The sequence below is a fragment of the Rhizobium sp. KDH_Rht_773_N genome (genome assembly GCF_052946295.1).
On the sequence record NZ_CM129525.1, the window covers coordinates 1,165,303 to 1,191,874 of the forward strand.

Annotated in this window: 30 protein-coding genes; 23 read left to right on the forward strand and 7 right to left on the reverse strand. The window is 60.6% G+C overall.

What is annotated here, in order from left to right; translation table 11 throughout:
• Positions 1 to 117: 117 nt before the first annotated feature.
• Genes ACU8HS_RS05940 through ACU8HS_RS05955 form a run of 4 tightly spaced genes read left to right on the forward strand, consistent with a single transcriptional unit; the run spans position 118 to position 5,939 of the window.
• A complete protein-coding gene (locus ACU8HS_RS05940) occupies positions 118 to 2,265 on the forward strand; it encodes a sensor histidine kinase (protein ID WP_447015551.1) in 2,148 nt (715 codons plus the stop codon).
• Entirely contained in the window at positions 2,252 to 2,677 is a 426-nt protein-coding gene (locus tag ACU8HS_RS05945) for a response regulator (protein WP_112566857.1), read from the forward strand. The genes ACU8HS_RS05940 and ACU8HS_RS05945 overlap by 14 nt, the downstream gene beginning before the upstream one ends.
• Before the next feature lie 3 nt (positions 2,678 to 2,680).
• A complete protein-coding gene (locus ACU8HS_RS05950) occupies positions 2,681 to 4,276 on the forward strand; it encodes a response regulator (RefSeq protein ID WP_112753761.1) in 1,596 nt (531 codons plus the stop codon).
• Positions 4,277 to 4,298: 22 nt separating this feature from the next.
• Entirely contained in the window at positions 4,299 to 5,939 is a 1,641-nt protein-coding gene (locus ACU8HS_RS05955) for a VOC family protein (protein ID WP_447015552.1), read from the forward strand.
• Between the two features lies 1 nt (position 5,940).
• On the opposite strand, the gene ACU8HS_RS05960 is transcribed toward ACU8HS_RS05955, so the two are convergent.
• From ACU8HS_RS05960 to ACU8HS_RS05975, 4 genes are all read right to left on the reverse strand, one after another.
• On the reverse strand, positions 5,941 to 7,635 hold the full coding sequence (locus ACU8HS_RS05960) for a hypothetical protein (RefSeq protein WP_447015553.1): 1,695 nt from the start codon (positions 7,633 to 7,635) through the stop codon (positions 5,941 to 5,943).
• 65 nt (positions 7,636 to 7,700) lie between these two features.
• On the reverse strand, positions 7,701 to 8,594 hold the full coding sequence (locus ACU8HS_RS05965; RefSeq protein WP_112754745.1) for a DMT family transporter: 894 nt from the start codon (positions 8,592 to 8,594) through the stop codon (positions 7,701 to 7,703).
• A 117-nt stretch (positions 8,595 to 8,711) separates the two neighbouring features.
• Positions 8,712 to 10,163 (reverse strand): FAD/NAD(P)-binding protein, encoded by a 1,452-nt coding sequence (locus ACU8HS_RS05970; RefSeq protein WP_447015554.1) that lies wholly within the window; start codon positions 10,161 to 10,163, stop codon positions 8,712 to 8,714.
• Positions 10,164 to 10,257: 94 nt separating this feature from the next.
• Positions 10,258 to 10,686 (reverse strand): OsmC family protein, encoded by a 429-nt coding sequence (locus ACU8HS_RS05975; protein WP_112566874.1) that lies wholly within the window; start codon positions 10,684 to 10,686, stop codon positions 10,258 to 10,260.
• Positions 10,687 to 10,841: 155 nt separating this feature from the next.
• Between ACU8HS_RS05975 and ACU8HS_RS05980 the strand changes: the two genes are divergently transcribed.
• From ACU8HS_RS05980 to ligD, 4 genes are read left to right on the forward strand one after another with little or no spacing between them, the layout of a single operon-like run.
• The gene (locus ACU8HS_RS05980; RefSeq protein WP_447015884.1) at positions 10,842 to 11,123 is read left to right on the forward strand and encodes a hypothetical protein; all 282 of its coding nucleotides are present in this window, start codon (positions 10,842 to 10,844) and stop codon (positions 11,121 to 11,123) included.
• Between the two features lie 15 nt (positions 11,124 to 11,138).
• Positions 11,139 to 11,372: a DUF2188 domain-containing protein gene (locus ACU8HS_RS05985; RefSeq protein WP_112566880.1), complete on the forward strand. Its 234-nt coding sequence runs from the start codon at positions 11,139 to 11,141 to the stop codon at positions 11,370 to 11,372.
• Positions 11,373 to 11,384: 12 nt separating this feature from the next.
• A complete protein-coding gene (gene ku, locus ACU8HS_RS05990; protein WP_447015555.1) occupies positions 11,385 to 12,239 on the forward strand; it encodes a non-homologous end joining protein Ku in 855 nt (284 codons plus the stop codon).
• Between the two features lie 2 nt (positions 12,240 to 12,241).
• Positions 12,242 to 14,764 carry a DNA ligase D gene (gene ligD / locus ACU8HS_RS05995; RefSeq protein WP_447015556.1) on the forward strand — a complete coding sequence of 841 codons (2,523 nt, stop codon included), beginning with the start codon at positions 12,242 to 12,244 and terminating at the stop codon, positions 14,762 to 14,764.
• 22 nt (positions 14,765 to 14,786) lie between these two features.
• Here ligD and ku (ACU8HS_RS06000) read toward each other — a convergent pair whose 3' ends face one another.
• The gene (ku, locus tag ACU8HS_RS06000; protein WP_447015557.1) at positions 14,787 to 15,593 is read right to left on the reverse strand and encodes a non-homologous end joining protein Ku; all 807 of its coding nucleotides are present in this window, start codon (positions 15,591 to 15,593) and stop codon (positions 14,787 to 14,789) included.
• A 194-nt stretch (positions 15,594 to 15,787) separates the two neighbouring features.
• Between ku (ACU8HS_RS06000) and ACU8HS_RS06005 the strand changes: the two genes are divergently transcribed.
• Positions 15,788 to 16,021, forward strand: a complete 234-nt coding sequence (locus ACU8HS_RS06005; protein WP_447015558.1) for a hypothetical protein — start codon at positions 15,788 to 15,790, stop codon at positions 16,019 to 16,021.
• Between the two features lie 144 nt (positions 16,022 to 16,165).
• On the opposite strand, the gene ACU8HS_RS06010 is transcribed toward ACU8HS_RS06005, so the two are convergent.
• Positions 16,166 to 16,504 carry a hypothetical protein gene (locus tag ACU8HS_RS06010; protein WP_447015559.1) on the reverse strand — a complete coding sequence of 113 codons (339 nt, stop codon included), beginning with the start codon at positions 16,502 to 16,504 and terminating at the stop codon, positions 16,166 to 16,168.
• 379 nt (positions 16,505 to 16,883) lie between these two features.
• Here ACU8HS_RS06010 and ACU8HS_RS06015 point away from each other — a divergent pair, with 379 nt between their 5' ends.
• The 11 genes from ACU8HS_RS06015 (at position 16,884) to ACU8HS_RS06065 (ending at position 24,645) form a co-directional block, all read left to right on the forward strand.
• Positions 16,884 to 18,083 carry a tyrosine-type recombinase/integrase gene (locus ACU8HS_RS06015; RefSeq protein WP_447015560.1) on the forward strand — a complete coding sequence of 400 codons (1,200 nt, stop codon included), beginning with the start codon at positions 16,884 to 16,886 and terminating at the stop codon, positions 18,081 to 18,083.
• Positions 18,084 to 18,179: 96 nt separating this feature from the next.
• Positions 18,180 to 19,016: a hypothetical protein gene (locus tag ACU8HS_RS06020; RefSeq protein ID WP_447015561.1), complete on the forward strand. Its 837-nt coding sequence runs from the start codon at positions 18,180 to 18,182 to the stop codon at positions 19,014 to 19,016.
• Between the two features lie 177 nt (positions 19,017 to 19,193).
• Positions 19,194 to 19,388, forward strand: a complete 195-nt coding sequence (locus ACU8HS_RS06025; protein WP_028756158.1) for a helix-turn-helix transcriptional regulator — start codon at positions 19,194 to 19,196, stop codon at positions 19,386 to 19,388.
• Between the two features lie 9 nt (positions 19,389 to 19,397).
• Positions 19,398 to 19,613 carry a hypothetical protein gene (locus ACU8HS_RS06030; protein ID WP_447015562.1) on the forward strand — a complete coding sequence of 72 codons (216 nt, stop codon included), beginning with the start codon at positions 19,398 to 19,400 and terminating at the stop codon, positions 19,611 to 19,613.
• Positions 19,610 to 19,921, forward strand: coding sequence for a winged helix domain-containing protein (locus tag ACU8HS_RS06035; protein WP_447015563.1), 312 nt, complete (start codon positions 19,610 to 19,612; stop codon positions 19,919 to 19,921). Before ACU8HS_RS06030 ends, ACU8HS_RS06035 begins: the two co-directional genes overlap by 4 nt.
• 175 nt (positions 19,922 to 20,096) lie before the next feature.
• Positions 20,097 to 20,345, forward strand: coding sequence for a hypothetical protein (locus tag ACU8HS_RS06040; RefSeq protein WP_447015564.1), 249 nt, complete (start codon positions 20,097 to 20,099; stop codon positions 20,343 to 20,345).
• The gene (locus tag ACU8HS_RS06045) at positions 20,342 to 21,181 is read left to right on the forward strand and encodes a hypothetical protein (RefSeq protein ID WP_447015565.1); all 840 of its coding nucleotides are present in this window, start codon (positions 20,342 to 20,344) and stop codon (positions 21,179 to 21,181) included. The genes ACU8HS_RS06040 and ACU8HS_RS06045 overlap by 4 nt, the downstream gene beginning before the upstream one ends.
• Positions 21,178 to 21,699 carry a ribonuclease H family protein gene (locus ACU8HS_RS06050; RefSeq protein WP_447015566.1) on the forward strand — a complete coding sequence of 174 codons (522 nt, stop codon included), beginning with the start codon at positions 21,178 to 21,180 and terminating at the stop codon, positions 21,697 to 21,699. The genes ACU8HS_RS06045 and ACU8HS_RS06050 overlap by 4 nt, the downstream gene beginning before the upstream one ends.
• Complete coding sequence (locus tag ACU8HS_RS06055) at positions 21,696 to 22,001, forward strand: hypothetical protein (protein WP_447015567.1); 306 nt, start codon at positions 21,696 to 21,698, stop codon at positions 21,999 to 22,001. Before ACU8HS_RS06050 ends, ACU8HS_RS06055 begins: the two co-directional genes overlap by 4 nt.
• Positions 22,002 to 22,094: 93 nt before the next feature.
• A complete protein-coding gene (locus ACU8HS_RS06060) occupies positions 22,095 to 22,331 on the forward strand; it encodes a hypothetical protein (RefSeq protein WP_447015568.1) in 237 nt (78 codons plus the stop codon).
• Position 22,332: 1 nt separating this feature from the next.
• On the forward strand, positions 22,333 to 24,645 hold the full coding sequence (locus ACU8HS_RS06065; RefSeq protein WP_447015569.1) for a hypothetical protein: 2,313 nt from the start codon (positions 22,333 to 22,335) through the stop codon (positions 24,643 to 24,645).
• Between the two features lies 1 nt (position 24,646).
• Here the strand turns inward: ACU8HS_RS06065 and ACU8HS_RS06070 are convergent, their stop codons facing one another.
• Positions 24,647 to 24,793: a hypothetical protein gene (locus ACU8HS_RS06070; protein ID WP_447015570.1), complete on the reverse strand. Its 147-nt coding sequence runs from the start codon at positions 24,791 to 24,793 to the stop codon at positions 24,647 to 24,649.
• Between the two features lie 96 nt (positions 24,794 to 24,889).
• Here ACU8HS_RS06070 and ACU8HS_RS06075 point away from each other — a divergent pair, with 96 nt between their 5' ends.
• From ACU8HS_RS06075 to ACU8HS_RS06085, 3 genes are read left to right on the forward strand one after another with little or no spacing between them, the layout of a single operon-like run.
• Positions 24,890 to 25,855 (forward strand): hypothetical protein, encoded by a 966-nt coding sequence (locus tag ACU8HS_RS06075; RefSeq protein WP_447015571.1) that lies wholly within the window; start codon positions 24,890 to 24,892, stop codon positions 25,853 to 25,855.
• Complete coding sequence (locus ACU8HS_RS06080) at positions 25,855 to 26,070, forward strand: hypothetical protein (protein ID WP_447015572.1); 216 nt, start codon at positions 25,855 to 25,857, stop codon at positions 26,068 to 26,070. The genes ACU8HS_RS06075 and ACU8HS_RS06080 overlap by 1 nt, the downstream gene beginning before the upstream one ends.
• The gene (locus ACU8HS_RS06085; protein WP_447015573.1) at positions 26,067 to 26,570 is read left to right on the forward strand and encodes a DUF7338 family protein; all 504 of its coding nucleotides are present in this window, start codon (positions 26,067 to 26,069) and stop codon (positions 26,568 to 26,570) included. Before ACU8HS_RS06080 ends, ACU8HS_RS06085 begins: the two co-directional genes overlap by 4 nt.
• The last annotated feature ends 2 nt before the right edge of the window (positions 26,571 to 26,572 follow it).

The window sequence follows — 26,572 nt, forward strand, 5'->3', positions numbered from 1 at the left end:
ATATCGACCTTTGGGGAGTTGGCTATCATAAAGCATGTTTTGCGCAACAATCTGCCTATTGAGTATTCGGCAATTTCGGAAAAGATGGCTTGCCGAAACGGACATGGCGGAGAGGTGATGGAGGTGCGGGATGCTGCGACATCAGGACGAGACGGCACGGAAAGCGACCGCTACCGCATGGTCGCGCTGGTCGTCGGCTGCCTGCTGGTCCTGCTCGGCCTGACGGCACTGACCGGCTGGCTGCTGGAGATCGGGATCATCATCTCCGTCGTGCCCGGCTTTCCGTCCATGGCGTTCAATACCGCCCTCTGTTTCGTGCTGTCGGGTATCGGGCTTGCCGCGTCGACGCAGACAGGCAAGCCTTACCGCAGCATATCCGCAATCGCCTGCGGCCTTGCCGCCCTGCTTACGGCCGGGCGCCTGACAGAAATCGTCACGCTCGGCCGCTCGATGCACAATGTCGATGTGTTCCTGACGCAGATTTTCGTCTCTCCGACCTTTGCCGGAGAGATCGGCGGCGGCATGGGGCCGAACACGGCGCTGATTTTCCTGATCGCCAATCTTTCCATTCTCTTCGCCCTCCATGCAAGAGAAACCCGCGGCCAACTCGTGCAGGAGCTCACCAGCTATATCGCAATCACGCTCGGCATGATCGCGCTTGCCGGCTATATCACCGATGCCGAACAGGGATATCGCTGGGGGCCCTATGCGGCGATGGCCCTGCCGACGGCCGTCGGCCTGGTTGCTTTCGGTTGCGGGCTTCTCGCCAGGTCCTGGTGGATGTTGCCGGGCAACAGGGCTGAGATCCCGCTCTGGATCCCGGCAACGATCTGCTTTACCGGCCTCATCGTCGATCTCTATACGCCGCTCGGCGTGGCAAACGGCATTCTCTATGTCCCGCTGGTGCTGACGGCGCTCTGGTTCGGCAATCGCAACGCGCCGATCCTCTTCGCCTTCGTCTGCACCGTGCTGCTGCTGCTCGGCTTCTTCGCCGTCAACCACGGCGAAAACGAATATTGGCGGGAAGCCGCCAACCGCTCGATCACGGCAGCGACGCTCTGGCTGGTTGCCATTTTCGTCTTCTATTTCATGCGCAACAGCCAGCATCTGGAAACCGAGCGCATCCGCTTCAGCGCGCTGGTGCGCAATACGCCCGATGCCGTCATCGCCATCGACGAGATCGGCAGGATCACCAGCTTCAATCCGGCCGCCGAATCCATGTTCGGCTATACGCCGCAGGAGGCGATCGGCAACAATATCAAGATGCTGATGCCGGAACCCTATCATTCCGAGCACGATACCTATCTCGGCAACTACCGGCGCACGGGCGAAGAACGCATCATCGGCACGACGCGCATGGTTTCCGGCCGCCGCAAGAACGGCGTGGTTTTCCCGATCGACCTTTCCGTCAGTGCCGTCGTTACCGGCTCCAGCAAGACTTTCGTCGGCATCGTGCGCGATATCAGCGAGCGCGTGCGGCAGGAGGAGCGGATGAAGACGACGCTCGCCCAGCTCGAGGCCTATACGGCCGATCTCGAACGGTCCAACCACGATCTCGACGAGTTCGCCTATATCGCCTCGCACGATCTCAAGGAGCCGCTGCGCGGCCTGCACAATCACTCACGTTTCCTGCTGGAAGATTACGAAGACAAGCTCGACGAAGACGGCGTGCGCCGGCTCAACCGGCTGGTCCGGCTCAGCCAGCGCATGGAAAAGCTCGTCAACGATCTTCTCTATTTCTCGCGCATCGGCCGCCAGCAGCTTGCCGTCAAACGCACCGATATCGGCGCGATCGTTCGCGATGTCGTTGCCACGATGGAGCTTTTCCTGGAGGAGCGGCATGCAAAGGTCGTCGTCGACGGGGTGCTGCCCGAGGTCGTGTGCGACGCTCCGCGCCTGACCGAGGTGTTTCGCAACCTCGTGACCAACGCCATCAAATATAACGACAAGCCCGCCCCTCTCGTCAGCGTCGGCTATCTGGAACGCTATGCCGGCACGGACGGGACGACGGCGCGCAACGTCTTTTACGTGAAGGACAACGGCAAGGGCATTGCCCAGGAATTCCACGAGGATATTTTCCGCATTTTCAAACGGCTGGAAAAATCGCAGGATTCCGAGGACGGCACCGGCGCGGGCCTTACCTTCGTGCGCAAGATCATCGGGCGTCACAATGGCGAGATATGGCTGGAGTCAACCGTCGGCACCGGCACGACGTTCTACTTTACCTTGGGAAGGAAGCGCGAGGGCCAGAATGCTGCAGCGTGACATGCAACCGATCCTCATCGTCGAGGACAGCGAGGACGATTTCGAAGCGACGATGCGCGCCTTCAAGCGCACCAATCTGCGCAACCCCATCCGCTGGGCCGCTTCCGGCCAGGAGGCGCTCGACGTGCTCGCCACCATGGCGCCGAAACCGGGCCTGATCCTGCTCGACCTCAACATGCCGGGTCTCGACGGGCGCAAGACCCTGGAGGCGATCAAATCCAACGCGCATTGGCGCAAGATCCCGGTCGTGATCCTCACGACATCGGACGACGAGCGCGACATCGAGGGCTGCTATGCGCTCGGCGCCAATACCTATGTGCAGAAGCCGGTCGATCTCGACGGGCTGTTCGCCGCCATCCAGCGGCTCAAGGAATACTGGTTCGAAATCGCGATCCTGCCTTTAGAGGACTGACGTTTGGCGGAAGACTGCTGCGTTCTCATCATCGATGACAACATGGACGACCGCGAAGTCTATCGCCGCATGCTGGCACGCGTTTCCGGCACGAGCTATACCGTCATCGAAGCCGAGAGCGGTGACGAGGGCCTCGCCCTCAACAGCCAGAGGCACCCCCACTGCATCCTGCTCGACTATTCGCTTCCCGGCCGCGACGGCCTGGGCGTGCTTTCGGAAATTCTCGCCCAGGACGCGGCCGCCAATGTGGTGATGCTGACCGGTCAAGGCAACGAAACCGTCGCCGTCGAAGTGATGAAGAGCGGTGCGCGCGACTATCTCACCAAGGATGCGCTGTCGCCCGAGACGCTGCATCGCTGCATCCAGAGCGCCATGATGCACGGTGCGCTGGAAGCGAAGCTCGAACAGAAGCGGCAGTCGCTCGAAATCTTCACCCGCGCCATGGCGCATGATCTCAAGGAACCGCTCAGAACGATCAAATCCTTCAGCCGCATCCTGCACGGCTCGGCCGAACTGCCGGCCGAAGACCGCGAACTGCTCGACTATATCCTGAGTGCCGCCGACCACATGGAAGACCTGATCGTCAAGGTCTCGGGATTTACGAGGCTGGAGGTTTCGAGCGAGCTCGAACTCAAGCCCGTTGCGCTGTCGGCCGTGCTCGACCAGGTGGAGCACAACCTGCATCGGCAGATCGAAAGCCGGCAGGCAATCATCGTTCGCGGCCGGCTGCCGGAGGTGATGGGCGACGCGACGCTGCTGATCCAGCTCCTGCAGAACCTCGTTTCCAATGCGATCCGCTATTGCGACGACGCCGTTCCGGAAGTGCGCATTTCGGCCACGGCGGAGAAAGGAACGTGCCGCCTGACGGTCGGCGACAACGGGCCGGGCATCGATCCCGATCATCGGGAACTGATCTTCCAGCCCTTCAAACGCCTTGTCGGCCGCGGCATCGAGGGTACGGGGCTCGGGCTTGCCATATGCCGCCGCATCGCGCAGCTGCATGGCGGTTCGATCTGGTGCGAGGCCAGAAACGGCAGGGGAGCGACCTTCCTGCTGGAATTGCCGCTGGCGGCGATATCGGGCGCACAACCGGCCGCCAGCAAACAGCCGCAGGCGGCAAAAGCATCCGACAATGCGAACGAAAGTCGCGGCAGGCTCGCAGAAGTGCTGCTGGTGGAAGACAGTCCGGCCGATATCCAGCTGCTGAAGATCAAGCTGATGCGGCGCGAGAAGGTGAACTTCAACCTGCACGTGGCCAGCAACGGCCGCGAGGCGCTGCGGCTTCTGGAGCAGCGCGCCGGTATTGCGGACGAGCCGCAGATCGACCTGATGCTGCTCGATATCAACATGCCGATCATGGATGGTTTCGAAGTGCTGAACGCGCTTTCAGCCGATCAGCGGCTGAGCCGGATTCCGGTCTGCGTGCTCAGCACGTCGAGCGACGAAAGCGACATGCAACGGGCAAAAGAACTCGGCGCGCGCGCCTATATGGTCAAGCCGCCGACGCTGCAGCAACTCGAAGACGCATTGGAAGGGGTCGACACGCTGGAGCTTCTGCCGCGCGGCGACGCCCTTGTACTTTTTGCGGAACAAAATTAGAGAAAAGGCCATTGGCAACGGCATGACGCTAGCAACGACACTCCTATTCGCTCTCCTGGCCTCGCCTTTTCAATTCGGGCTTTCATCCATGGCATCAGGCATACACCACATCACCCTGATCACCCGCAAGGTGCAGGCGAATGTGGATTTCTACGCCGGGTTCCTGGGCATGCGGCTCGTCAAACAGACGGCCGGTTTCGAGGACGCCACACAGCTTCATCTCTTCTACGGCGACGCCGAGGGCACGCCGGGCTCGCTCGTCACTTTCCTCGTCTGGGAAGACGGGGCACCCGGCCGCGCAGGCTACGGCCAGGTCAGCGAAATGTCGCTGGCGATCGATCCTTCCAGTATCGGCTACTGGCTGACGCGCGCCATGCGCCTCGGCTTCCGCTCCGAAGGCCCGGCGGATGAATTCGGCGAGCCGGTGCTGCGGCTGAAGGATCCCGACAATGTCATCGTCAAGCTTGCCGGTGCCAGGGATCTGAAATCGCCTGCCGTCTGGGACGGTGGCGACGTGCCGGCAGAGCATGCCGTGCAGCGCGTGCGCGGCGCAACCATGCTGACCGAACAGCCGGCGGAGAGCCGCCATTTCATCGAAAGCCATTTCGGCTACAGGTTTCAGGCCAATCGCGGCGCGATCGACCGCCTTGTCTCGCAGTCGGGAGACGTTATCGACGTGCGCGATGCGCGTGGCTTCTGGTCCGGCGCGCCGGGGACCGGCACGGTCGACCATGTGGCCTTCCGCGCCGCCGACGACGCCACCGTGCTTGCCGTCCGCGAGGCGCTCGAAAAGGAAAACGCCTCGGCGACCAACCTGCACGACCGCAAGTATTTCCGCTCGCTCTACGCCCGCGAGCCCGGCGGCACCCTTGTAGAGCTTGCCACCAATCAGCCCGGCATGATGGTGGACGAGCCGAAAGCCACGCTCGGGACCAAGCTCTTCGTTCCGCCGAAGGATTCGATCACCAGCCTCAGCGACCTGAAGGTGGTGCTGCCGCAGTTTTCCATGCCCGGCCAGCCGCGCATCAACTATCGCGACCTGCCCTTCGTCCATCGCTTCTACACGCCGCCGGACCCGGACGGCAGCGTCTTCGTGCTGCTGCACGGCTCGGGCGGCAACGAGACGACGCTGATGCCGCTGCTGAACAAGGTCGCGCCCCGCGCCACCCTTCTCGGCGTGCGCGGGCGGGCGACCGAGGAAGGCTTTCCACGCTGGTACAAGCGCATTACGCCTTTCTCCTTCGATCAGGACGACATCAAGAACGAAGCCGAAGCCTTCGCCGCCTTCATCGAAGGTGCGGTCAAATCCTACAGCCTCGACCCGAAGAAGGTCGTCTATGTCGGCTATTCCAATGGCGCGAACCTTCTGAACTCGCTGCTCTACCTGCACCCGAACCTCGTGCACAAGGCTGTGCTTCTGCGCTCCATGCCGGTGCTCGATACCTATCCGCATGCCGACCTCAAAGGCACCGACCTGCTCGTCATCAGCGGCAAGATGGACGCCTACGGCAGATATGCGAGCGAGCTGGAAGAGCGGCTGAAGACGTCGGGAGCCACCGTCGATTCCGACGTCATCCCCGGCGGTCACGATCTCGGCGATGCCGACGTGCCGATCATCCAGAAATGGCTGCTGCAGGAGAGCAAGCTGCAGGAAACCCAGTAGCCTACCCGTGGAAGCTGTCCGGGCACGATGCCGGCGTCGCATCCGGCGCTGCCGGGGTATTGCGGTCGATCCCGTAAAGCCTTGCAAAACCGGCGTCTTTCACAAGACGGGTACCCGCCGGCATGAGGTCGCCGACATTCTGATCCGCCACATCGGCGTTGACGACCAGGATGAAATCGAACTTGCTGCGCCAATCGACAAGATAGGGCGTGAAGCTGGCGACCTCCGCCATCAGACCGGGGCAGGACAGCACGCCGGTTGAAAAAAGATTGCCTTCCGGCACCGATCGATCCGACCAGGATGGCAAGACGGCAAGCGGCTGCTTGCCCTGCGCGCTGAAGAGCGTCGGAACAAAGGCATGCGCCAGCGGAACGGCCAGTGTCGGCAGATGGCGGAACGTATCCTGGGCGAAGGCGTAGTGTCGCTGATCGGGTCTTATCTCGGCAGGGGCCGGATCGTGCTGCAACGGCAGGATCGCAGCCCCCGCAGGAACGGCTTCAAGCACGGTCTCGACGCTCGCAACGTCGGCTGCGCCCCGCCACCAGTTGAAAGCGATCCATGCGGTGCGGCCAAAGACGGCAATGTTCAGGGCAAGGAACAGGATGATAGCGTGACGCCGGCCGACCTTTTGAAAGGGGCAGATCATCACCGTGCCGACGAGGGCGGCCATGATGGGAAAGCGCCAGCTTATCCAACCGGTGCCAAAAGCATGCCGTGGCGAAAGGACGGACAGAAGGAGAAGGCCTGCCGCAGTGACGGCGAGCCCTGCATGAAGCCGCAGGTTTCGCGCAGCAATCGCCCTGCTGCAAACGAACAGAAGCGGCACAAGGAAAATGACATCGGCGAGCGCAACATAGGTCCAGACGGCCGACAGCAGGTTCAGGGCCTGCAGTACCGGACTATCGTTCCAGGCCGGGATGCTGCCCGCATGACTGCCGGGCAGGTCGGCAGCGGTCAGCGCCAGCGCAAGCGGCGGCAACAGGCAGGCAACCGTCGCGGCCGCAAGCCTGCCGGCGAGACGCAACACCGCCGCACCGGACGCAAGCACACCAAAGCGCCAGGAAAATTCCAGCCCGCAGACGATTGCGAGAAAGAAGCCCACGGAAAATATATGAACGACGGTCAGCAGCAGCGATACCGCCACACGCCACAGGAAGAGCCGGAGCGCAGAGCCTGGCTGCAAGCGGTGATCCGCGGCTGCAAACAGCAATGCCAGGCCGAGGCCGATCTGGAAATTGATGAAGCCGCCGATCAGAGTGGCACACCAGGCGAAATACAGCATGCCGATCTGCCAATAGTAGCTGCCGCCGAACAGGCGCCGATGCAGCATGATGGCGCCTGATGGAGGCAGGACAATCGCCAGGAACAACAGGGCACGGGCGAGCAGCGAGACGCCGATGACGGGACCGATGAAGCGGGCGAGCAAGTCGATGCCAACATTGGTGAAGGTGCGATTCCACTCGATCGTGTAGATTTCGGGGATTGGTGCTTCCTTTATGCCGCCGGCAAGCAGCCACATGCGGGCGTAATGGTTCGCATAATCGAGGAGCGGCGGAAATTTGAACAGGCCGACAAGGATGGCGACAAGACCCATGAAGACGAGCAGAGGCGCAGTCGACGCCTGCCGGACAATGACGTCCTGCGGCTTTTCCGCCCTACGGACTTCGGCTGAAAATATCTGATCAAGGTTCGCCATAGCCAATCCTGTCCGAACTCCGGGACAGGTCTAGCAGCCAATGGTCAAGCTTCCTTTAAGCCGAGTTATCCCCGCCTTGCGATCGTAATGCCGGCAAGAACGATCAGGCCGCCCACGGCCTGCATTGCCGTGATCGGTTCGTTAAGCAGCGCCCAGGCGAGAATGGCCGCCACGACCGGCTGGAGAAGCAGCGTCAGCGAGGAGAAGGCCGCCGGCAGATAGGCCAGCGCATAGGCGATCGCCACCTGTCCGCCGGCGTGGCTGACGAAGGCGAGGCCGAAGACCACCGACCAGCCGTAGAGGCTTGCCGGCAGCATGTGGCCCTCGAAGAAGAAGGCGAGCGGGAAGATGCCGACCGCGGCGGAGGCGGTGCTCCAGAGCATGATGCGGATCGTGTCGAACCGGCTGCGCAACGCGCCGATCGACAGAATATAACAGGCGTAGAAGACGGCGGCGATCATGGCGACGCCATCGCCGCGCAGGTCGCCATTTCCAAGGGCGGCAGGCCCGCCCTTCAACACGACCACGCCGGCCAATGCCAGGATAAGGCCGAGCACGAAGACACGGGTCACCTTGGCGCCGAGGAACAGGAAGCCGATGGCGGTGACGAAAACCGGCGCGAGGTTTGCCAGCAGCGTCGCGTTGGCAACCGAGGTCATGGTGATGGACAGATGCCAGGCCGAGAGGTCGAGCGCCAGCACGGCGCCCGGCAGGATCAGCATGCCATAATCGGCAAGGCGCTTCGGCTTGGGGCCGCTATCCCTGCGCAGAAGCGAGAAGATGAAAATCGGGATCAGCGCCAGCGCCACCCGCCAGAAGGCCGTTGCCATCGGCCCGACCTCCGAGAGCCGCACGAAGATCGGCGATCCGCCGATCGCCGCACCGCCGACAATAAGGGCGACGAGCGGGAGGCGGCTGGAAGACGGAGTTTCGGAAACGGAGGAAGCGGCCTGCGACATGATCTCGATACTTTCTGCGCGGCCGATCTCGCAAGCCGCGGCTGACGCAGCGACTATCAGAAGTCGTGCCGCAATGACAGTCAGGGAACGACAGATCGGTCGGAAACAGGTCGCGAATTATCCTGCGGCCGCGGCTTGCAGCTTGTCTGCGATCTGGCGGGCGACGAAGAGCGCATGTTCCGATATCTGCGGCAACCCCATCAACTCCCCGAACGTGCCGCGTGCAAGCGGACCGGAGACGAGCAGGGAGGGGATTGGCCGGCCATCCGCCCCGACCGCTTCGGACCGTTCGGAGCAGGCAAGGCCGAGACCGGTCGGATCGAGGACGAGACGGCCTTCGCGCTCAAGTTCGCCGAGCCAGGGCTGCGTCTGCAGGATGCCGCCATGTGCCGGGCCGGTCGTGACGACGACCGCATCGAAGGTCCGTTCCGATCTTTCGCGAGCATGCCGCGGCTGGAGGGTGATGCGGATCGTCTCGCCCTCGACGCCGGCATCGGCGACGGATGCGGCAAGCACTTCCAGCCGGCCGGCCTCGATCGCCGAATCGAGCACGGCTTCGACCTGCGGGGCAATGCGGAAACGGTGAACATCCCAATAGGGCCTCAGATGCCGGACGATCCGCCGGCGCTCGGCGACAGGCAGAGCGCGCCAGAGATCGTGCCCCTGGGAGCGCACCTGATCGATGACGGCATGCCAGCTCAAGCCCTGCGCTGCGGCCTGGCGAATGCTCGTCCTGACCTTGCGCAACAGCGCGACTGCCGAGGATGCGGGATCGGTGACGAAATCGCCGAAGGGCTCCTGCGGGCTCGCGGCATGGCCGCGCGAGCGCAGGCCGCGGCGGGAAATCGCGACGACGGGACCTTCGTGGCCGTTTCGCGCGAGCGAGGCGATCACGTCTGCCGCCGTCAGTCCGTTGCCGATGACGAGAACCCTGTCCTGCGGCCGCACGACCTCGAGGGAGCCCGGTTTGGTGGTATCGGCAACGAAACGAGGATGGTTTGCAAGAATGGCGGCAAGCCTGCCGGGTGCGACCGGCGGCGGATGGCTGGTGGCGACGACGACGATATCGGCTTGCGTGAGCCCGCCCTTGTCGTCGCGGATCACCCAGCCGTCGCGCGCGCGGCGGATGGCCGCCACCTTTGCGCGCCGATGCGTGATGGCCCCCGATTTGAGGAGGGGCTGGAGAAGGGAACCGACATAATCGCCAAACACGCGCCGGCGCGGGAAAAGCTGACCGTTCTCGCGCTGAGCTTCGGGATCGTCGCGGAGCGCATCGTTCGCCTCGATCCAGCGTTGGAACTCTTCCGGATCGTCCGGCTGCAGGCTCATCTTGGCAGCCGGTACGTTGATGCGGTGCGCCGGATCGGCAGTGTCATAGGCAAGGCCGCGGCCCAGCATGGGGCGCGGCTCGAAGACCAGGATATCGGGTGCCTCATTGCCGGCGAGCTTCAGCAGATGATAGGCGACACCCGCCCCCGAAACGCCGCCGCCGACGATGGCGACGAGCGGCCGCTGGGATTTCTGTTCGGTCGAAGGCTCTGTCTGGAACTGCATCTCAGCCGGCATCATTTCAATCGATGCCGGAGCATAGGTGGAGCGCGAGGACCACGCAATGCTCCGCCCCTAATTGTCTATAAATTTTATGCAGAAATCTGCGGCCCGATCATCCGGAGATCGTGGTCGCGAATTCCGGAGTGCCCCTGATCGTATTGCTGACCGTGCAGATCTCGTCTTCGGCCATATGGGCGATCTTGCGGCGCGTTTCTTCGTCTATATCGCCCTTGATGGAGAAGGCGATGTTGAACCGGGCGACGCGCGACAGACCTTCCGCGGCCTTTTCGCCGGTCACATCGGCAGTGATTTCGGTGATCCTGTCGAGAATGCCGAGCTGGCTTGCCGCCATGCGGGCGCTGAGCACGAGGCAGGCCGAAAGCGAGGAATAGAGCAGGTCGAGCGGATTGAAGCCCGGCTGCGACGGGCTGGTGACGATATCGATCTCACCGCCGGTGACCGACGTGACATGCGGAAATCCGGTACGGCCGAGAACGGCTTTTGCACCGGTGGGGCGGGGACGAGCCTTGAGATCGGCCATGTTGAAATCCTCTATCGAATAGAGCTTTCAGATAGTGTTTCGGGCTCGAAGCCGCAATGCCGCAATTTGATTTTCGCTCAGCGCCGCCGAAAGGAACCTTTCTGCCCGTCAGCAGTTTTTGTCGCAGCAACCTCATGAAGAGGCACGATTTTCCCATGCCCGACATCCGCCACATCGACAGCAGGCACAAAGGCATGGATGCCCGCGACCGGCTGATCGTGGCGCTCTATGCCCAGCTCAAGGCCGAACGGGAAACGCGCGAAACGCTGGAATGGGCAATCCGCAACGGCGCGGCATCCAGGGACGTGCTGGAGGCAATCGCCGCCGATCCCGTTCCTGCCGTCACCAGCGAGGATATCGCAGCGCTTGAAAAGATCGTCGCGGCGGACGAGCGGCGCCGCCCGCCCGAAAGGGAAATGAACAACCCGAACGGCTGACGAGGAGGAAAGCACATGGCCGCCATCACCTATCAGATCGTTCCGCATGACAACGGCTGGGCCTACAAGCTCGGCGACACGCTGTCCGAACCCTATGCCACGGCAGAACAGGCGATGGCTCGCGCAAGAAATGTTGCCGCGCGCCAGAAGATCGGCAAGGGCGACGCGGTGCTCGCCTATCCGGCACCAGACGGAAGCGGCTGGAAATTCCAGGCGCTCGAAACGGACAAAGGCAACGGCAGACGCTGAACGGAGGGAGCGATGACGGCACGCGCAAGCTGGAAGGGCCATCTGAAGGTCGGCGACCTTGCTTGCGCCGTTGGCCTCTATACGGCCGTTTCCGCGTCCGACCGCCTCTCCTTCAACATCATCAACCGCAGGACCGGGCACCGCGTCGAACGCCAGTTCGTCGACAGCGAAACCGGCAAGCCGGTGGAACGCGACGATCAGGTCAAGGGCTACCGGATGGAGAGCGGCGACTACATTCTCATCGAGGGCGACGAGATCGCCGAGATCATGCCCGAAAGCGACAAGGTGCTGAACGTACAGGGCTTCATTCCCTTCGACGGGATCGACAAGCTCTATTTCGACCGCCCCTATTATCTGGCGCCGGTCGACGAGCACGATGCGGAAGCCCTTGCGCTGATCGCCCGCGGCATGCAGGACGGACGGGTGGCGGCCCTTGCCGAAGCCGTGCTCTTTCGCCGCAACCGCACGCTGCTCATCCGCGCGCATGACGACCATATCATCGCGACCATGCTGAACTTCGATTACGAGGTTCGCTCCGCAAGCACCGTCTTCAAGGACATTCCCGACATCAAGTTCGACAAGGAAATGCTGGAACTCGCGGGCCATATCATCGCGACCAAACAAGGCAGTTTCGACCCAAGCGAATATCACGACCGTTACGAGGCGGCGTTGGTCGAGTTGGTGAAAGCCAAGATCGAGGGCCGGGCGCCGCCGAAACGCAAGCGCGAGCCGGAGCGCAAGGTGGTCGATCTCATGGAGGCTTTGCGCCAAAGCGCCAAAATGGGCGCCAGGACGAGCGGCAAGGCATCGGACAGGAAGCCCGCCGCACACAAAGCCGCCGATAGAAGCAGCAAGAAGGCGAGCTGAGCATGGCGCTCGAGACCTATCAGGCCAAACGCGATTTCAAGGTCACGCCGGAGCCGCGCGGCAGGCGGGGACGCACGAAGGGCAACAGCTTCGTCATCCAGAAACACGACGCCACGCGCCTGCACTACGATTTTCGCCTCGAGATGGACGGTGTGCTGAAAAGCTGGGCCGTCACCAGAGGCCCGAGCCTCAATCCCGAAGACAAACGCCTGGCCGTTCATGTCGAGGACCATCCCCTCTCCTATGGCGATTTCGAGGGCATCATTCCGAAGGGCCAGTATGGCGGCGGCACCGTGATCGTCTGGGATCGGGGCACGTGGACGCCGCTTGGCGACGCGCACAAGGCCTATCGCAAGGGCCATATGGAATTCGAACTCGACGGCGAGAAACTGAGGGGACGCTGGCATCTGGTGCGCATGCAGGGCAAGCCCGGCGAGAAACGCGAGAACTGGCTGCTGATCAAAGGCGATGACGAAGAGGCGCGGCAGGCGGGCGCGCCCGACATTCTCGATGAACGTCCGGAATCTGCCAAGACCGGGCGGCAGATCGAGGAAGTGGCCAAGAAGCCCGACGCCACCTGGCAATCCAGGCCTCGAGGCGGCAAGGCCGTTGCCGCGAAGACCAGGGCCCCGGCCCGGAAGGCAAGGCCCCCGGCCCCGAAGGAGCGGGACTGGCCGAAGGGAGCGAAAAAGGCAGCCATGCCCGACTTCACCGAACCGGAACTAGCCAAGCTCAAGCCAAAACCGCCGGCCGGCGATCGCTGGGTCCACGAGATCAAGTTCGACGGCTACCGGCTGCAGGCGAAGATCAAGGACGGGCGCGTGACGCTGCTGACGCGTGGCGGGCTCGACTGGACAGAAAAGTTCGGCAAGGAGATTGTCGATGCCTTCGCATCCCTGCCGCTTGAGACCGCCGTCATCGACGGCGAACTTGTCGTCGAGCGCGATAGCGGCGCATCGGACTTTTCCGCCCTGCAGCATGACCTCAGCGAAGGCCGCCATGACCGCTTCGTCGTCTACGCCTTCGACCTGCTGTATCTTGACGGCTACAGCCTGCTGAACGCAAGCCTTCTCGAACGCAAGCATCTGCTGGAGGGGCTGTTGCCGAACGATCAGGGCAAGCTGCGCTACAGCGCGCATTTCAACGAGAATGGCAGCCTTGTGCTGGACCATGCCTGCCGGCTCAGCCTCGAAGGCGTCATCTCCAAGCTGCGCGACAGCAAATATATGTCCGGCCGCAACGGCGAATGGATCAAATCCAAATGCTCGCATCGCCAGGAATTCGTCATTGGCGGCTACGTGCCTTCGACCTCCATGAAGAACGCCATCGGCTCGCTTGCCATGGGCTATTACGAGGACGGCGCGCTGAAACATGTCGGCCGCGTCGGCACCGGTTTCACGGTCGCGACGGCCGAGATGCTTTATCAGTGCCTCTCGGCGATGGAGACGAAACACAGTCCCTTCGGCGACGAGCTGACGGCCGAGGAGCGGCGAGGCCTGCATTACGTGAAGCCTGAACTCGTCGCGGAAGTGGAGTTCCGCGCCTGGTCGGCGGATGGTAATCTGCGCCACGCAGCCTTCCGCGGATTGCGCGAGGACAAGCCGGCGAAGGACGTTGTGCGCGAGATGGAAAAGACGACCGCGAAAAACCTGCCGAAATCCACAGTGCAGCTTACCCACCCGGACCGCATATACTGGCCGGACGAAGGCGTCACGAAACAGGGCCTTGCCAATTATTACGCGCAGGTCTGGCACGTCATGGCGCCCTATGTGGTCAACCGGCCGCTCGCCCTGCTGCGCCTGCCCGACGGCATTTCCGGGCGTCAGCGTTTTTTCCAGAAACATGCCTGGAAAGGCATGAACGACCATATCGAGGAAATTACCGACCCCAAGGACAAGGCTGGCGAGAAGCTTCTGCGCATTACCAATTTCGACGGCCTGACGGCGCTGGTGCAATCGGCCGTGCTGGAAATCCACCCCTGGGGCGCGACGACGGACAATTGGGAAAAGCCCGACATGATCACCATGGACCTCGACCCAGCCGAGGATGTGCCGTGGGAGAATGTGATCGCCGCCGCTTACGAACTGAAGGAGCGCATCGAGGGCGAGGGTCTTGCGGCTTTCGTCAAGACGTCCGGCGGAAAGGGCCTGCATGTGGTGGCGCCGCTTGAGCCGAAGGCCGGTTGGGCGGAGGTCAAGGGATTCGCCAAATGGCTGGCCGACAGCATGTCGAAAGATGATCCCGACCGCTATCTCGCAACCGCGACCAAGGCGAAACGCAGCGGCAGGATATTCATCGACTATCTGAGAAACGGCCGCGGCAATACCGCCGTTGCCGCCTATTCCGCGCGCGCCCGCCCCGGCGCGGCCGTCTCCATGCCGCTGGACTGGAACGAACTGACGACCGACGTCGGCCCTGCCTATTTCACCGTCGACAATGCGCCGACGCGGCTCGATGCGCTTGGCAGGGATCCTTGGGCGGGGTTCTTCGCGGCAGCCAGGCCCTTGCAGAGGAGGAAGCGGTAGCGGCGCGGCATTGGCAAGAAGATCACCGCGACTTCCCTCGCCCGCTTTCGGTGGCCAAGCTCTTCTTCAGCGCATCCATGATGTTGATGACATTGCCCGTCGATTTGACCGGCGCGGGTTTACGCGCGGGGGCGGCCTTTCTGAGGCTCTTTTCCTTGCCGCGGATCAGCGCCTTCAGCCGTTTCTGCACCGGATCCTGCACCATCGAAGGGTCCCATTCCCGGGTTTCCTCCCTGAGCAGCTTCTTCATCAGGGCCAGCAACTCGCTGTCGACCTTGGCCTTCATGTCGAGTTGGCCGGCCGGTTCGCGCACCTCGTCGCCATAATGCAGGGTCCACAGGACAATGCCCTTGCCCTGCGGCTCGAGCAGTACGGCGCGCTCGCGCCGGTAGAGCACCAGCCGGGCGATGCCGACGACGTCATTGGCCCGCATCGCCTCGCGGATGACGCAAAAGGCTTCGGTGCCGACCTTGTCTTCCGGCGCCAGGAAATGCGGCTTGTCGTACCAGATCCAGTCGATCGAGCCACGCGGCACGAAGCTGTCGATATCGATGGTGCGGGTGCTTTCCAGCCCCACTTCCTCGATCTCCTCGTCTTCGAGCAGGACATAGTCGTCCTCGCCACGCGGATAGCCCTTCACCTGATCCTTCTCGGAAACGGGCCTATGCGTGACGCTGTCGACATAACGGCTTTCGACGCGGTTTTTCGTTGCGCGGTTCAGGACGTGGAACCGCACCTTGCTCTGCTCCGTCGTCGCCGGCGTCAGCGATACGGACGCGGTGACAAGGGAGAGCTTGAGATAACCTTTCCAGAACGTTTGCCGGGCCATCTGCCCTAAACGGAAATGGTCGCGAGAGGTTCCGCCCGCCGGAGCGATCGAGGCGGAAAATTGCGGCTCCGGCGACAGAAGCTCGACGGCATGCGGCGCCGCGAGGCCCGGCGGCCATCACATGTTCGTTTCGAACAATTTCCTGACACGATTTCGTATCAACTGGTTAGATATCGTTACCAGCAGGCAAACAGATGCAAAAAGATGATGTCGCCCGAGCCAGGAAAGTCGCTCTCGTCCTCACGCTGTTTTTCGGCGCGCTGATCTCCTGCGCGAAGTTTGCCGGACTGTTTCCGCCGCCGGGTGTGAAGGACGAGGCCAGATACGGACCGCCGGGCTGGTTCTCGAGCTTCGACCTCGGCCCCCCGCCCTTTTCTCCCCCGCCGGAGTTCCGGCCGGTCGAAGGACCGCGCGACATTTCCGTTTGAACAATTGCGCCGCGTGGCTTGGCCGCTCGCCGAGCGGAGGGGCTTTTGGCCGATACCGTGTGGCCTCTCCATACCTCACGCCCTCGCAAATTTTGTGGCAGATTTTCGGTTTCGCAGCCATGACGAAGAATTGCGATAAGCAAATCAGTGGTAGTCCAACCGGATGCATGTCTGCACAGCATCCATGTCTTCGGCCCGGACGACACAGCTCTTGAAATCATCATAATCTGAAGCCATCGCCTTGGCTTTCTTCACGTACTCTTCATGATCAGATACGCACATGAAACCATTGAAGTCGCAAGTGTTTTGCTGAAAGCAGGCCGCGCTTTGATCTACGCATTTCCCCATGCTGCTGCAGACCTTATCACCGTAATCCAGACAGGCCGCGTCTTTGCCCCAAGGGCAAGAAAAGTTTTGTTGTGCCGCTCCGTCATGGGCAACGGCCAAAGAAAATAAGAATGCAAGCGCGAGCAGACGAGTCATATTCAAATCCCCAGATTGGGATTAGGCTGTCTCGCCGAAGAGCGAAATGCAAGCGGCCTGTTTCATGTTGCAGCGCGTGTAGCAGTGCCGAAACCAGCCCCGTGAAAAAGCCCGGAAATGCGGGGTTGCTGCATGCAACATGCGGCGACACAAGCGACGCAAAAAGCGGAAAGGAATATTCCTGTAATACTCGGAAATCATTAGGAAATAAGTGGTGCCCAGGACCGGCATTGAACATCAATATTGTGCTCTCTCACCATTTCTCATTCTCTTCGAATCGCCAGTAAGGCAGCGGCTTCCGTTGTATTAGCTAATATTATCGGCTATCAATCTGTCTCACTGAAGTGCAATTGCGAAGGTGGATTGAAAGGGGGATAGGATGGCGCGGGCTTTGAACAAGCTTTCCGCGATGGCCGTCAAAAACATCGCCCCCGGTAAACACTCCGATGGCGGCGGCCTATGGCTACACAAGCGTGATGACGGTGCTGGACAATGGGTGTTCAGGTACACCATCCACGGCCGACGCAGAGAAATGGGGCTCGGCTCGATTCAGGATGTTTCGTTGAAAGACGCGCGCGCCGCTGCTGAGAAGTGGCGTGGCATTGCGGCCAAGGGCCTCGACCCGATAAACGAGCGAGAGCGCGAACGACGAGAAGCCGAAAAGCGCCTTCATCTTCTGGAGGACGTTGCCAAGGACGCGTTTGAAAGTCGCAAGGCCGAATTGAAAGGCGATGGCAAGGCTGGCCGCTGGTTTAGCCCACTCGAAACGCACATTCTGCCCAGGCTGGGGAAAAAGCCGGTTGGAGAGGTCGATCAGATCGATATCCGCGACACTCTCAAACCTATATGGCATACGAAGGCCGAAACTGCCCGCAAGGCGTTAAACCGTCTCTCTATCTGTTTGCGGCATGCCGCGGCGCTCGGTCATGAAGTGGATCTGCAGGCAACCGAAAAGGCGCGCGCCCTACTCGGGCAGCAGCGGCATCAGGCAGAGAATATTCCGGCATTGCCATGGTCCGAAGTTCCGGCTTTCTATGCCTCCCTCTCCGATGGCACGATTACGCACCTCGCGCTGCGCCTTCTTATCCTGACGGGTGTTCGATCGTCGCCGCTCCGCTTCCTTCGCCCTGATGAGCAGATCGAGGGCGATATATGGACAATCCCCGGCGAGAAGCAGAAGGGGCGAAAAGACAAAACGCCCGATTTCCGCGTGCCACTTGTTCCGGAAGCGCTCGCAATCATCGAACAGGCCAAGCCGTTCGCCCGCGATGGCTACCTTTTCCCGAGCGTGAAGAAAGGCGTCATTTCGGACGCCACCATGTCACGCTTGATGGAGCGGCGGGAAATGGCCGCGAGACCGCATGGTTTCCGGTCCAGTCTTAGAGACTGGATTGCCGAGACAACAGACGCCTCGTTCGACGTAGCCGAAATGACGCTTGGCCATAAGGTCGGCGGGAAGGTGGAGCGAGCTTACAAGAGAACCGATTTTCTCGAGCAGCGCCGCAAGCTTCTTGAGCGATGGGCCAATCATGTGACTGGCAAGAGCGGGAAGCTCGTGAGGCTAGTCGAAACGAGCTAGGACAGAACCCGTAGGGATAGGCCGGCCAGCCGATAAGCCAGGACGCACCGCCTGGTTTCCCTACGGTGCAACGGTGCTTTCGCAAGGTGCTGCGATATGGATGCGATCAGAGAATTTTGGACGATGCCCGGCCGCTTTCCACCTGACTTTGGTGGGTATCGGTTTCTAGGGAAAGCTGTGAATGAAGTAGGAAAAGCGAAATTCGGTTCCGATTGGACGGGACATGAGGGCAGCCCACCGCGCCTGTTGATGCCGCAGCCGGACCCCATTCTTGGGGGCATTCCATTCGATGAATTGGCAAAGCCCCATGAACGGCTCGCGATCGACATTCTTCTACAGAAGCACAGGCCCGATTTCGGGCGCCCTCTTCCAGAGCGAAGGCCGTTTGGTCCGGTAGTCGCGCCTTTTACCTATGAACAATGGAACGAGGGGATTCGCCTTGCCCGAGAAAATGACGAAAAGTCTTGGGCAATAAGACGGCGATTTGCTGCAGTGGTTGAATCTTTAATCGGATGCCTTCGAGAAGGACGAATGAAGTCAGCCGTCAGGCCCATAAGAGGCGGTGAATATTCGTCATTCTTGCCTTCCGCGCTTTGGAACTCCGAACAGCTCGGCGCTCGTTTTTCGCTTTGCCAGATGAACCCGCTAAAGCCGTTTGAGATCGGAATTGCAGGCGACAACTATCAATTAATTTTCGTAGACGTCGAGGGGCTTGAAAAGTTGGTGGCAAGCGTCGCGCCGGCCCCTTCTCCGATCGAGCCTTCACGCCGAATAGTCGAAATGAAGAGAAGTAACCCGACGCTTACCAGAGAGGAGATTTTCAAAAGTTTCGGTAATATGAGCACCAGAGCTTTTGATAGACATTGGAAGCTCGCAGCGGAAGCGATGCCCGATCTGACTAAAGGCGGCCCGAAAAAGCCGCGGCGGCAGTGAAACGGAATCTCGAACCCCTTCAAAACCCCCGCGAAACCCCTGCAAAACCCTAACGGGAAGCCTCGCGCTTTTTAAACCCTGTCAGCTATTTGGTGCTGCTTAAGTGCGTAAATTCTCATTCCGTTAAAGACAATCGCGCCGGTTATCAAACGCCGCGCCAGTCTCTGAGGAACGAGAATGACTTCCATCATTGATAAGCTTCTGACTGCCAGGGAAAGCGCCGCCGCTCTGGATATGAGCGTTCCGACTTTCTACCGTCTTCTGAAAGACGGGCGCCTACCGGCACCCATTCGCATTGGCTCCCATCCGCGTTGGCCTGAATCCGAAATCCAAGGCGTCATCGAAACCGCCAAGCAACAGCGGGCGGCATGAGGTGACCCCATGAAAATGGAAAACCCGGCGCGGGCTAACGCGAACCGGGTTCCGAATATCAAATCTCTTGGCCGAGCTGATATTCCGAACCCTACAGAAATTCACCCCGAAATTCAATCCGATTTGCTGGCGGTTCGCTCCGTCATGCGTCGCTTCCGTGTCACCTATTGGCACGCAAAAACGATCTGCCGGCTTCATGGTTTAGGAGGTCAGCACGCATCATGACAAAACGCATCATCACAACCGCTCGTGTTCTTCCCGATGGCCAGCCGTTCAAGGTTGTCGGCCGGTTCGGATGGGCGCTGAAATGCCTGGTCAACGCTGGCGAACAGGGTTGCACGCCGATCAATCATCCCGGCCCGCGCTGGTCAGCCTACGTTCACCGTCTCCGGAAGGATTTCGGCCTCGTCATTGAGACCATCCACGAAAACCACGGCGGCCCGTTTCCCGGAAATCATGCTCGGTATCGCCTGGTGACTAAGGTCGAAATCATCCCCGATGACGCGGCGGATATCGGCAAGGTGGCAGCATGAGAGAGGCGCACGAAAACCCTAAGGTCACTACCGCCGCTCAATGGCTGGCCGAACAGAAGGAGCCACCCTCGCCGGTGGTTCCAATCATCAGACGGGAATTCGGGCTCTCGGCACTGGAGGCATGTGACGCCTGCAAGCTGGCACAAACATTCCGCACCAACCGAAAGGCGTTCGGATGACCGGTGACCTCCTCAAACCCACCGCTGAGCCCAAGAATATCGACTTCTTCGACTGGACCGGCGCAGACCTGGATTCGGTTGTTATCGAAGAGCAACGGTCGATCGCGGTCTATCGCAATAAATTCGGCAGCATTGTCATTCGTGCCGAAGATCCAGACGAAGACAGATGCATTGTCCTGTCATCTGACGAGGCCGTTCGCACCCTTATCCAAGCTCTGAAAGACGAGATGGGAGGGCGCCAATGAAAGCAACGGCCCGAAAGAAGAAGCCCAGAAAAGACACCAGCTTTGCAACGTGGAAATTCCAGCTTGAGAATACCGTGAATGGAGATCCATTGACGGACGGTCCCTGCCTGCAGGTGCTGCGCGCCTATCTGGATTTCATGACCGCGCCGGACAGCCGGCCTTATCTTTCGATCCTTCACCTGAAGGTTTCGACCAGCCTTCATGAGGGGGCGATTATCCGCGCCAGGAGGACACTTGTTAAGCTCGGTTATATGGTGGCCGAGGGGAACACCAGTAACGGCGCCGTTCGCTATCAGATCATCAATGCGCGATTTAATATCGTCCTCGACCACCAGACGATTACACGGGAAACCTTGCTTCGTCTGGAAGCCGAGAAGAAAGAACGGGAGCGCGCCAGGCGGCTTCGGTCTGCGAAAACAGCAGGCCATTTGTCCCCTGCGAAAATCGCAGGCCTAAACGCCTTTCAGGTCTGCGGAAATCGCAGGGACAGGTCTGCGGATATCGCAGGCAATTACGTATATGATACCGTAGAGTCTTCTAGTATGGAGAGGGAAGATATCTCTTCTGTAGAGAGAACATCTCCCTTCATCACACTGAAAGCCGCATCCGGACTTTCATCAAATCCATACTTCGCACACCGCGGCGACGATGGATCCAGCACACCGCTTCCTGTTCCGGAATGCGATGAAGAAGCGGAAAGCACCATCAGGTCAATCTGTGATGGCCGCCACGTCTCGGAGGCTTCGCGGGCGCGCCTGCTTGCCCTGCTCAACAGTGGCGTTTTGTCTCCCCGCATTGCATCCAACATCGTTAACCCGAAGGAACGCGCAGCATGAAACGCGGTCGTATCCATCATTCACGCAACCCAGTCAGAGAAACCCCCGTCAATTTCGGAAGCGGGGTTCATATCTTCACAGATGGTGCATGCGAGCCCAACCCCGGTCCTGGCGGATGGGGATTCGTTGTCTATTCCGATGGCGTCAAGATCCACTCCGATAGCGGCTTTGCTTCGAAGAGCACAAACAACCGAATGGAGATGCAGGCTGTCATCGAGGCAATGCGATGGGCACGGGAGAACAGCGCTTCGAATGCCTGCGTCAACACCGATAGCCAGTATTGCAGCCGCGGCATCAACGAATGGCGAAAGGCATGGAAGCGGCGCGGTTGGCTGAAAGCCGGCGCCCCGATCCCGAACGCTGATTTGTGGCAGGACATCGACGCGGGGCTTACAGCCTTTCCAATTTCCGTGAATTGGGTGCGGGGGCATTCTGGGGTGCTCGGAAATGGGATTGCCGATCGCCTCGCCGTCGCAGCTCTTAAGCGCGGTCTCGGCATGGAAAGGCGGCGCGCATGATGAGTGCTGCTGAAACAAACGAGATGCTGCGGCCGTCGCCGATCCTGATGCGGCGTTCCGACATCATCGCTCTAAAGCAAGCTGTCGATCGCAGCGGCAAATCAGAACGAACGATCCGGAATTGGTGTCGCGTCTATGGAATTGGCCGCCAGTCGTCACCGGGGGCGCCGCTGGAAATCTCAGCACCAGCTTTGGAAATGGTACTGCATGGCGATTTCGAAGCTCTTGAGATGTTGCGGAACGGCGACCGCAACGGCCAGCCAGTTAAGCGCTATTTCGACCATCTTGGATTGCCAGCGTAGCACGCAGACTGCCAAACGTTTCCGGACGTTACCAATCGTTTAGCGCGCAAGAAAATGCGATTCTCCATAAGTGATTTCAGGTGGAGAGCCGACATGCGTGGCGACGTGGCTACCAAAACAGACATGCGGGAAACCAAGGGCTTTCTGATGCTTCAGGGTGCAAAGGTTACATCGAGCTTCCGCGATACCCTCTTTGATGCAGCGAACCGCGCGGGCATGACGCCGAATGAATTTGTGCTGCAGGCGGCCGCGGAAAAACTGGCAGCATCGGGACGGCATTTCTCAGGTCTTTTCAACCCAGGCGACCTCAACACGGCGCGGGGTGCCTGAGATGCCGACACTCAACATCCAGGGCAGGCGCGTGAAGGTAGACGATTCCTTCCTGCAGCTATCGCCGGAAGAGCAGAACCGCACGGTTGAGGAAATCGCCGGCCAGATCGGCGTTTCTCCGCAATCGAGCATGTCTCCCAGCGCGCCCGCTGGTTTCCAAAACCCCGTACAGGTTGAATTGCCGGACGGGTCTATTGCCGAGTTCCCGGAAGGCACGCCGAACGATGTCATGGAAGGGGCGATCCGCCGTCATCTGAGCATCGGGAAACAGGGCAGGACGCCTTCTCCTCAAGTCGTCCGGATGCCGGACAATACGCTGGTAAGCTTTCCCGCCGATATGCCGCGAGAGCAGATCCGAGACCTCATCGCCTTGAAATTCCCCGAGGTGGTTCCTGAAGGCAAGGCGTCGCAGGACCTTCGCTCGGAATTGTCCGCACTCACGCAGAACCCGGCAAAAGCTGATTACGACAAGCTCCCCGGCTGGAAGAAGGCAATTGTTGCTGCGGGAGACACAGCAGATCTGGCCGTAAACGGCATCACCATGGGTTTCGGCAACAAGGGCGCCGCGCTTCTCCGGTCCGCGGTCACGGGACAGGACTATGACGAAACGCTTGGGGAGATGCGGGCGAAGACTGCGGCCGCTGGCGCGCGTGCTGGAAACGCGGGAACCGCGGCAGAGTTGGGTGGTGCGCTACTGACACCTCTGGCTCTGGCTGGACGTGGGGTAACGCTCGCCGGCCGCTTCGGCACTGGCGCGATGACCGGCGCCAAGGGCATTGCTGCGCGCGCAGGTCTGGGTGCGGCAGAGGGTGCAGGCTACGGTGCAGTATCTGCCGCTGGCAATGACGGCGATATCGGCACTGGTGCTCTCATCGGAGGCGCGTTCGGGGGAGCCATTCCGGTTGTCGCTGGCGTGGGAAGGGCAGCCATCAAGCCAGTTGCTGACGTCATCGGCGCGAGGATAAATCCAGAAGCCTACGCTTCCAGGAAGATTGCCGAGCGACTGTCAGCAACCATGACGCCCGAACAGGCCGCGACGAAGCTCCGAAACAATCCAGGCACCAATCTTGCCGACGTAGGCGGCGAGTCTGTCCAAGGGCTGTTGCGCACCGCGACGAATATCCCCGGCCCCGCTCGCAACGCTGTCAGCTCCCGCCTAACGATGCGCCAGTTCGGCCAGGGCGACCGCCTTAAGAGCGCCATTGCCCAGACCTTCGCAGACCCGGATGGCTATCTCGCGGCCAAGGAAAGCATTGCTGATGCCGCGAAGCAGATTGCGGCGCCTCTCTATCGCAAAGCCTATGCCAATCCCGTCCACTTCTCGGAAACGTTGGAAGGCATCCTGAACACCCCGGCAGGGAAGCAGGCTCTTCAGCATGCCGAGCAGCTTGCCGCGAACGAGCAGGTGCCGTTCCAGCAGCTATTCGTCAACGTCGCCGACAATGGTAGCGCGACCGTCCGCCGTGTTCCTGATACGCGCGGCTGGGATTACATCAAACGTGCCATGGACGACATGATCGACGGTCAGACGGACTCGATCACCAAAAAGGTCACGAACGAGGGCCGAATCCTGTCAGTCCTGAAGAGTAAGATGCTCGGGGAGGTCGATCGGCTCAATCCTGACTACAAGGCAGCACGTCAGGCGTTCGCTGGTCAGGCGCAGCTTGACGATGCCCTGGAAGCTGGCCGGGATGTCTTTAAAGCCTCCCCGGATGCATTCAGGCGCACAGTTTCAGGCATGACAGACGCCCAGAAGGCTTCAGCTCGCATCGGCGCTGCTGAGACTCTCCGGGCGCAGATCGACGCCGCCGGCGCCACCCAGAATGCTGTCCTGCGGATCTTCTCGAAACCTCAACAGGTCCGGAACCTTCAGGCGCTCTTCGAGACACCGGAGAAGTTCGCCGAGTTCAGAAAGACTATCTTCGCGGAGGCCCGGAAGCGCTCAACCTATCAGGCCGTCAAAGGCAACTCGACGACGGTTAGGCAGGCAGCGGACATGGCTGACGCTGGAGGTCTTCAGGATGGCCTGGAGCTTGCCAAAGGCGTCGCTACAGGACGGCCGATTAATGCAACGCTGCAGTGGGTCGGCTCTCGCCTGAAAATGCTGGGCGGCTTCACCCCAGAGGTGGCAAACAGCGTCGCAAAGCAGCTCATGGCCAGCGAGCCAGGCGCCGCCCGGAACGTGCTTTCAAATATTCAGCGCATCGAGCAAATGCAGGCGAACGCAGAGCAGAAGCGGCAGGCAGTTCAAGCCTTCTTATCCCGCGCGTTGGCTATCGGCGGCGGCATGGCAACTGCGGAGAGTGCGCGATGATTTACTCGTTCTCGCCCTTCGACGATGGCCAGATCAGCCACGCCAGCAGCACGACGAAACAGCAAAACATCGCGAAGTCGATGGTTGCTTCCGGGACAATGCGTCCCCTCGCCCACAGGCCGCCGAGAGCTACGGCAAGAGCTGACATCGTGACTTCAGCGGTGAGGCGGCGAGATTTCATGCCTGCACAATACACAACACCCGAGATTATGGAAACCGGCGCCGCCGTTGCAGGAGCACCTTGATGGCTAGAAATACATTCCTTTCCTGGTCGACGACCGCCAGTGAAAACACCGATGTCGGCGGCGTCTTCATCGGTGAGAACTGCCCACCGAGTAATTTGAATGACGCCGACCGGATGACTATGGCCATCCTTCGTCGCGACCTCGATAACGGTATGGTCTACTCGGCGAAGTCTGGGGCATATACCGCCACAGCGAGTGATAATAACGCCGTCCTTCGCTTCACGGCCACGGCTACGCTCTCCCTGACCGCCGCCGCCACGCTTGGCGCCAACTGGCACGTCAAGGTTATCGCTGACGGTGGAGACGTGACGATCGATCCAGACGCTTCCGAGAAAATCAACGACTCAAACACGCTTGTCCTCCGGGATGGTTTTGCGTCGGATATTATCTGCACCGGATCGGCGTTCTTTACCGACAAGGCACTTTCCAGCCTCTCGACTTTGATGAAGTGGCGCAGTCGAGGAATTGGAGAATTGTACTTCGCCGATACCAGTATCGTCGGGGTTGATATCCCGCCGTCCACAACGATAGACACCGTTTGGATCGAGCTGACTTCCGGCCTCACCGGGTCGGGAGGTTTTAACGAGAACAAGCTGTCGAGTGAAAGTGTTTCGGGTTCAGGGCCGACGTTGCTGGCCTCGGCCGTCATCGACTTCGCCGGGTCCCCGATCAACGGGAAGACGGTGAGGTTGCTCAACTCGGAAGCTCGAATGCTTCGGCCGTCCACATCGCCCGGCACGCTGCAGAGCGACCAGTTTCAGGGGCACTTTTTCGGCACGGCGAGCGGGACCCTTGGGGATTTTAACCTTAACGTCTCCAGCGGCAGCACAGTTGTCGGTGCGATGCGCGCCGACAGTTTGCCGAGGGCAGTGCCGCGCGACGACGGAACCAATGGCACGCCCCGAACCGGCAACGAAACTCGCGTCAAAAACCTTGGCGTCAAAACCTATATGAGGATCGCCTAATGCCTTACGCTGTCGGACTGGATACCGTTGGAACGGATAACCCTATCGTCGTCGAAGGCGTTCCCGTCGAAGGCGATTACGTGGAAATCTCGTGGGAGCAATACCAAGCGGCCATCAATTGCCTTGTGAGCGGCCTGCATGTCTGCGTGGTCGATGGCGTCTTCATCCTCGACTATCAGATACCGCCCCCGCCCGAAGAGGAGGGGGGCGAATGATTTTCCGCTATCTCGCCTATTGGCCTGCCAACATCATCCTCGTGCTTCTGTCGTTCGCACTGTCGCCGTTGCTCGCCGCCCTGTCGTTGATAACCGGCCCGAAGCTTCCTGGCTTCCTGCAATGGTTCTCTACGACCGACGCCGATCTTGACGGCGGCGTTGCCCAGAACGTCGCCGGGTACGAACCCGGCCTTAAGGGCTGGCGGCTGTGGTGGCAGCGAACATGCTGGATCTGCCGCAACCCGGCCCACGGCTGGCAGGCGGAAGTCTTGGGCATGTCCACCGCTGGATTGGTGACGATCGAACAGAAGAGCGAAGGCAAGAACCACTGGTTCCTGTTCCGCAATTCCAAGGGCCAACGGTTCTTCTGCGTCAAGCGTGACGTGCCGCTCTTCTCCGGCTTCTACATCAAGCTTTATCTCGGCTGGTACAACGTGGCGCGCGACGGCAGAAACCACCAGTACGAATTTCAGATCGGTATGAAGGGGGCCAATTCCTAGAG

What these genes read in the sequence shown, in the direction of transcription:
- ACU8HS_RS05940 (WP_447015551.1), top strand. Translation starts at nt 118, where the DNA reads ATGGAGGTGCGGGATGCTGCGACATCAGGACGAGACGGCACGGAAAGC.
- ACU8HS_RS05945 (WP_112566857.1), top strand. Translation starts at nt 2,252, where the DNA reads ATGCTGCAGCGTGACATGCAACCGATCCTCATCGTCGAGGACAGCGAG.
- ACU8HS_RS05955 (WP_447015552.1), top strand. Translation starts at nt 4,299, where the DNA reads ATGACGCTAGCAACGACACTCCTATTCGCTCTCCTGGCCTCGCCTTTT.
- ACU8HS_RS05960 (WP_447015553.1), bottom strand. Translation starts at nt 7,635, where the DNA reads ATGGCGAACCTTGATCAGATATTTTCAGCCGAAGTCCGTAGGGCGGAA.
- ACU8HS_RS05965 (WP_112754745.1), bottom strand. Translation starts at nt 8,594, where the DNA reads ATGTCGCAGGCCGCTTCCTCCGTTTCCGAAACTCCGTCTTCCAGCCGC.
- ACU8HS_RS05970 (WP_447015554.1), bottom strand. Translation starts at nt 10,163, where the DNA reads ATGATGCCGGCTGAGATGCAGTTCCAGACAGAGCCTTCGACCGAACAG.
- ACU8HS_RS05975 (WP_112566874.1), bottom strand. Translation starts at nt 10,686, where the DNA reads ATGGCCGATCTCAAGGCTCGTCCCCGCCCCACCGGTGCAAAAGCCGTT.
- ACU8HS_RS05980 (WP_447015884.1), top strand. Translation starts at nt 10,842, where the DNA reads ATGCCCGACATCCGCCACATCGACAGCAGGCACAAAGGCATGGATGCC.
- ACU8HS_RS05985 (WP_112566880.1), top strand. Translation starts at nt 11,139, where the DNA reads ATGGCCGCCATCACCTATCAGATCGTTCCGCATGACAACGGCTGGGCC.
- ku (WP_447015555.1), top strand. Translation starts at nt 11,385, where the DNA reads ATGACGGCACGCGCAAGCTGGAAGGGCCATCTGAAGGTCGGCGACCTT.
- ligD (WP_447015556.1), top strand. Translation starts at nt 12,242, where the DNA reads ATGGCGCTCGAGACCTATCAGGCCAAACGCGATTTCAAGGTCACGCCG.
- ku (WP_447015557.1), bottom strand. Translation starts at nt 15,593, where the DNA reads ATGGCCCGGCAAACGTTCTGGAAAGGTTATCTCAAGCTCTCCCTTGTC.
- ACU8HS_RS06005 (WP_447015558.1), top strand. Translation starts at nt 15,788, where the DNA reads ATGCAAAAAGATGATGTCGCCCGAGCCAGGAAAGTCGCTCTCGTCCTC.
- ACU8HS_RS06010 (WP_447015559.1), bottom strand. Translation starts at nt 16,504, where the DNA reads ATGACTCGTCTGCTCGCGCTTGCATTCTTATTTTCTTTGGCCGTTGCC.
- ACU8HS_RS06015 (WP_447015560.1), top strand. Translation starts at nt 16,884, where the DNA reads ATGGCGCGGGCTTTGAACAAGCTTTCCGCGATGGCCGTCAAAAACATC.
- ACU8HS_RS06020 (WP_447015561.1), top strand. Translation starts at nt 18,180, where the DNA reads ATGGATGCGATCAGAGAATTTTGGACGATGCCCGGCCGCTTTCCACCT.
- ACU8HS_RS06025 (WP_028756158.1), top strand. Translation starts at nt 19,194, where the DNA reads ATGACTTCCATCATTGATAAGCTTCTGACTGCCAGGGAAAGCGCCGCC.
- ACU8HS_RS06030 (WP_447015562.1), top strand. Translation starts at nt 19,398, where the DNA reads ATGAAAATGGAAAACCCGGCGCGGGCTAACGCGAACCGGGTTCCGAAT.
- ACU8HS_RS06035 (WP_447015563.1), top strand. Translation starts at nt 19,610, where the DNA reads ATGACAAAACGCATCATCACAACCGCTCGTGTTCTTCCCGATGGCCAG.
- ACU8HS_RS06040 (WP_447015564.1), top strand. Translation starts at nt 20,097, where the DNA reads ATGACCGGTGACCTCCTCAAACCCACCGCTGAGCCCAAGAATATCGAC.
- ACU8HS_RS06045 (WP_447015565.1), top strand. Translation starts at nt 20,342, where the DNA reads ATGAAAGCAACGGCCCGAAAGAAGAAGCCCAGAAAAGACACCAGCTTT.
- ACU8HS_RS06050 (WP_447015566.1), top strand. Translation starts at nt 21,178, where the DNA reads ATGAAACGCGGTCGTATCCATCATTCACGCAACCCAGTCAGAGAAACC.
- ACU8HS_RS06055 (WP_447015567.1), top strand. Translation starts at nt 21,696, where the DNA reads ATGATGAGTGCTGCTGAAACAAACGAGATGCTGCGGCCGTCGCCGATC.
- ACU8HS_RS06060 (WP_447015568.1), top strand. Translation starts at nt 22,095, where the DNA reads ATGCGTGGCGACGTGGCTACCAAAACAGACATGCGGGAAACCAAGGGC.
- ACU8HS_RS06065 (WP_447015569.1), top strand. Translation starts at nt 22,333, where the DNA reads ATGCCGACACTCAACATCCAGGGCAGGCGCGTGAAGGTAGACGATTCC.
- ACU8HS_RS06070 (WP_447015570.1), bottom strand. Translation starts at nt 24,793, where the DNA reads ATGTCAGCTCTTGCCGTAGCTCTCGGCGGCCTGTGGGCGAGGGGACGC.
- ACU8HS_RS06075 (WP_447015571.1), top strand. Translation starts at nt 24,890, where the DNA reads ATGGCTAGAAATACATTCCTTTCCTGGTCGACGACCGCCAGTGAAAAC.
- ACU8HS_RS06080 (WP_447015572.1), top strand. Translation starts at nt 25,855, where the DNA reads ATGCCTTACGCTGTCGGACTGGATACCGTTGGAACGGATAACCCTATC.
- ACU8HS_RS06085 (WP_447015573.1), top strand. Translation starts at nt 26,067, where the DNA reads ATGATTTTCCGCTATCTCGCCTATTGGCCTGCCAACATCATCCTCGTG.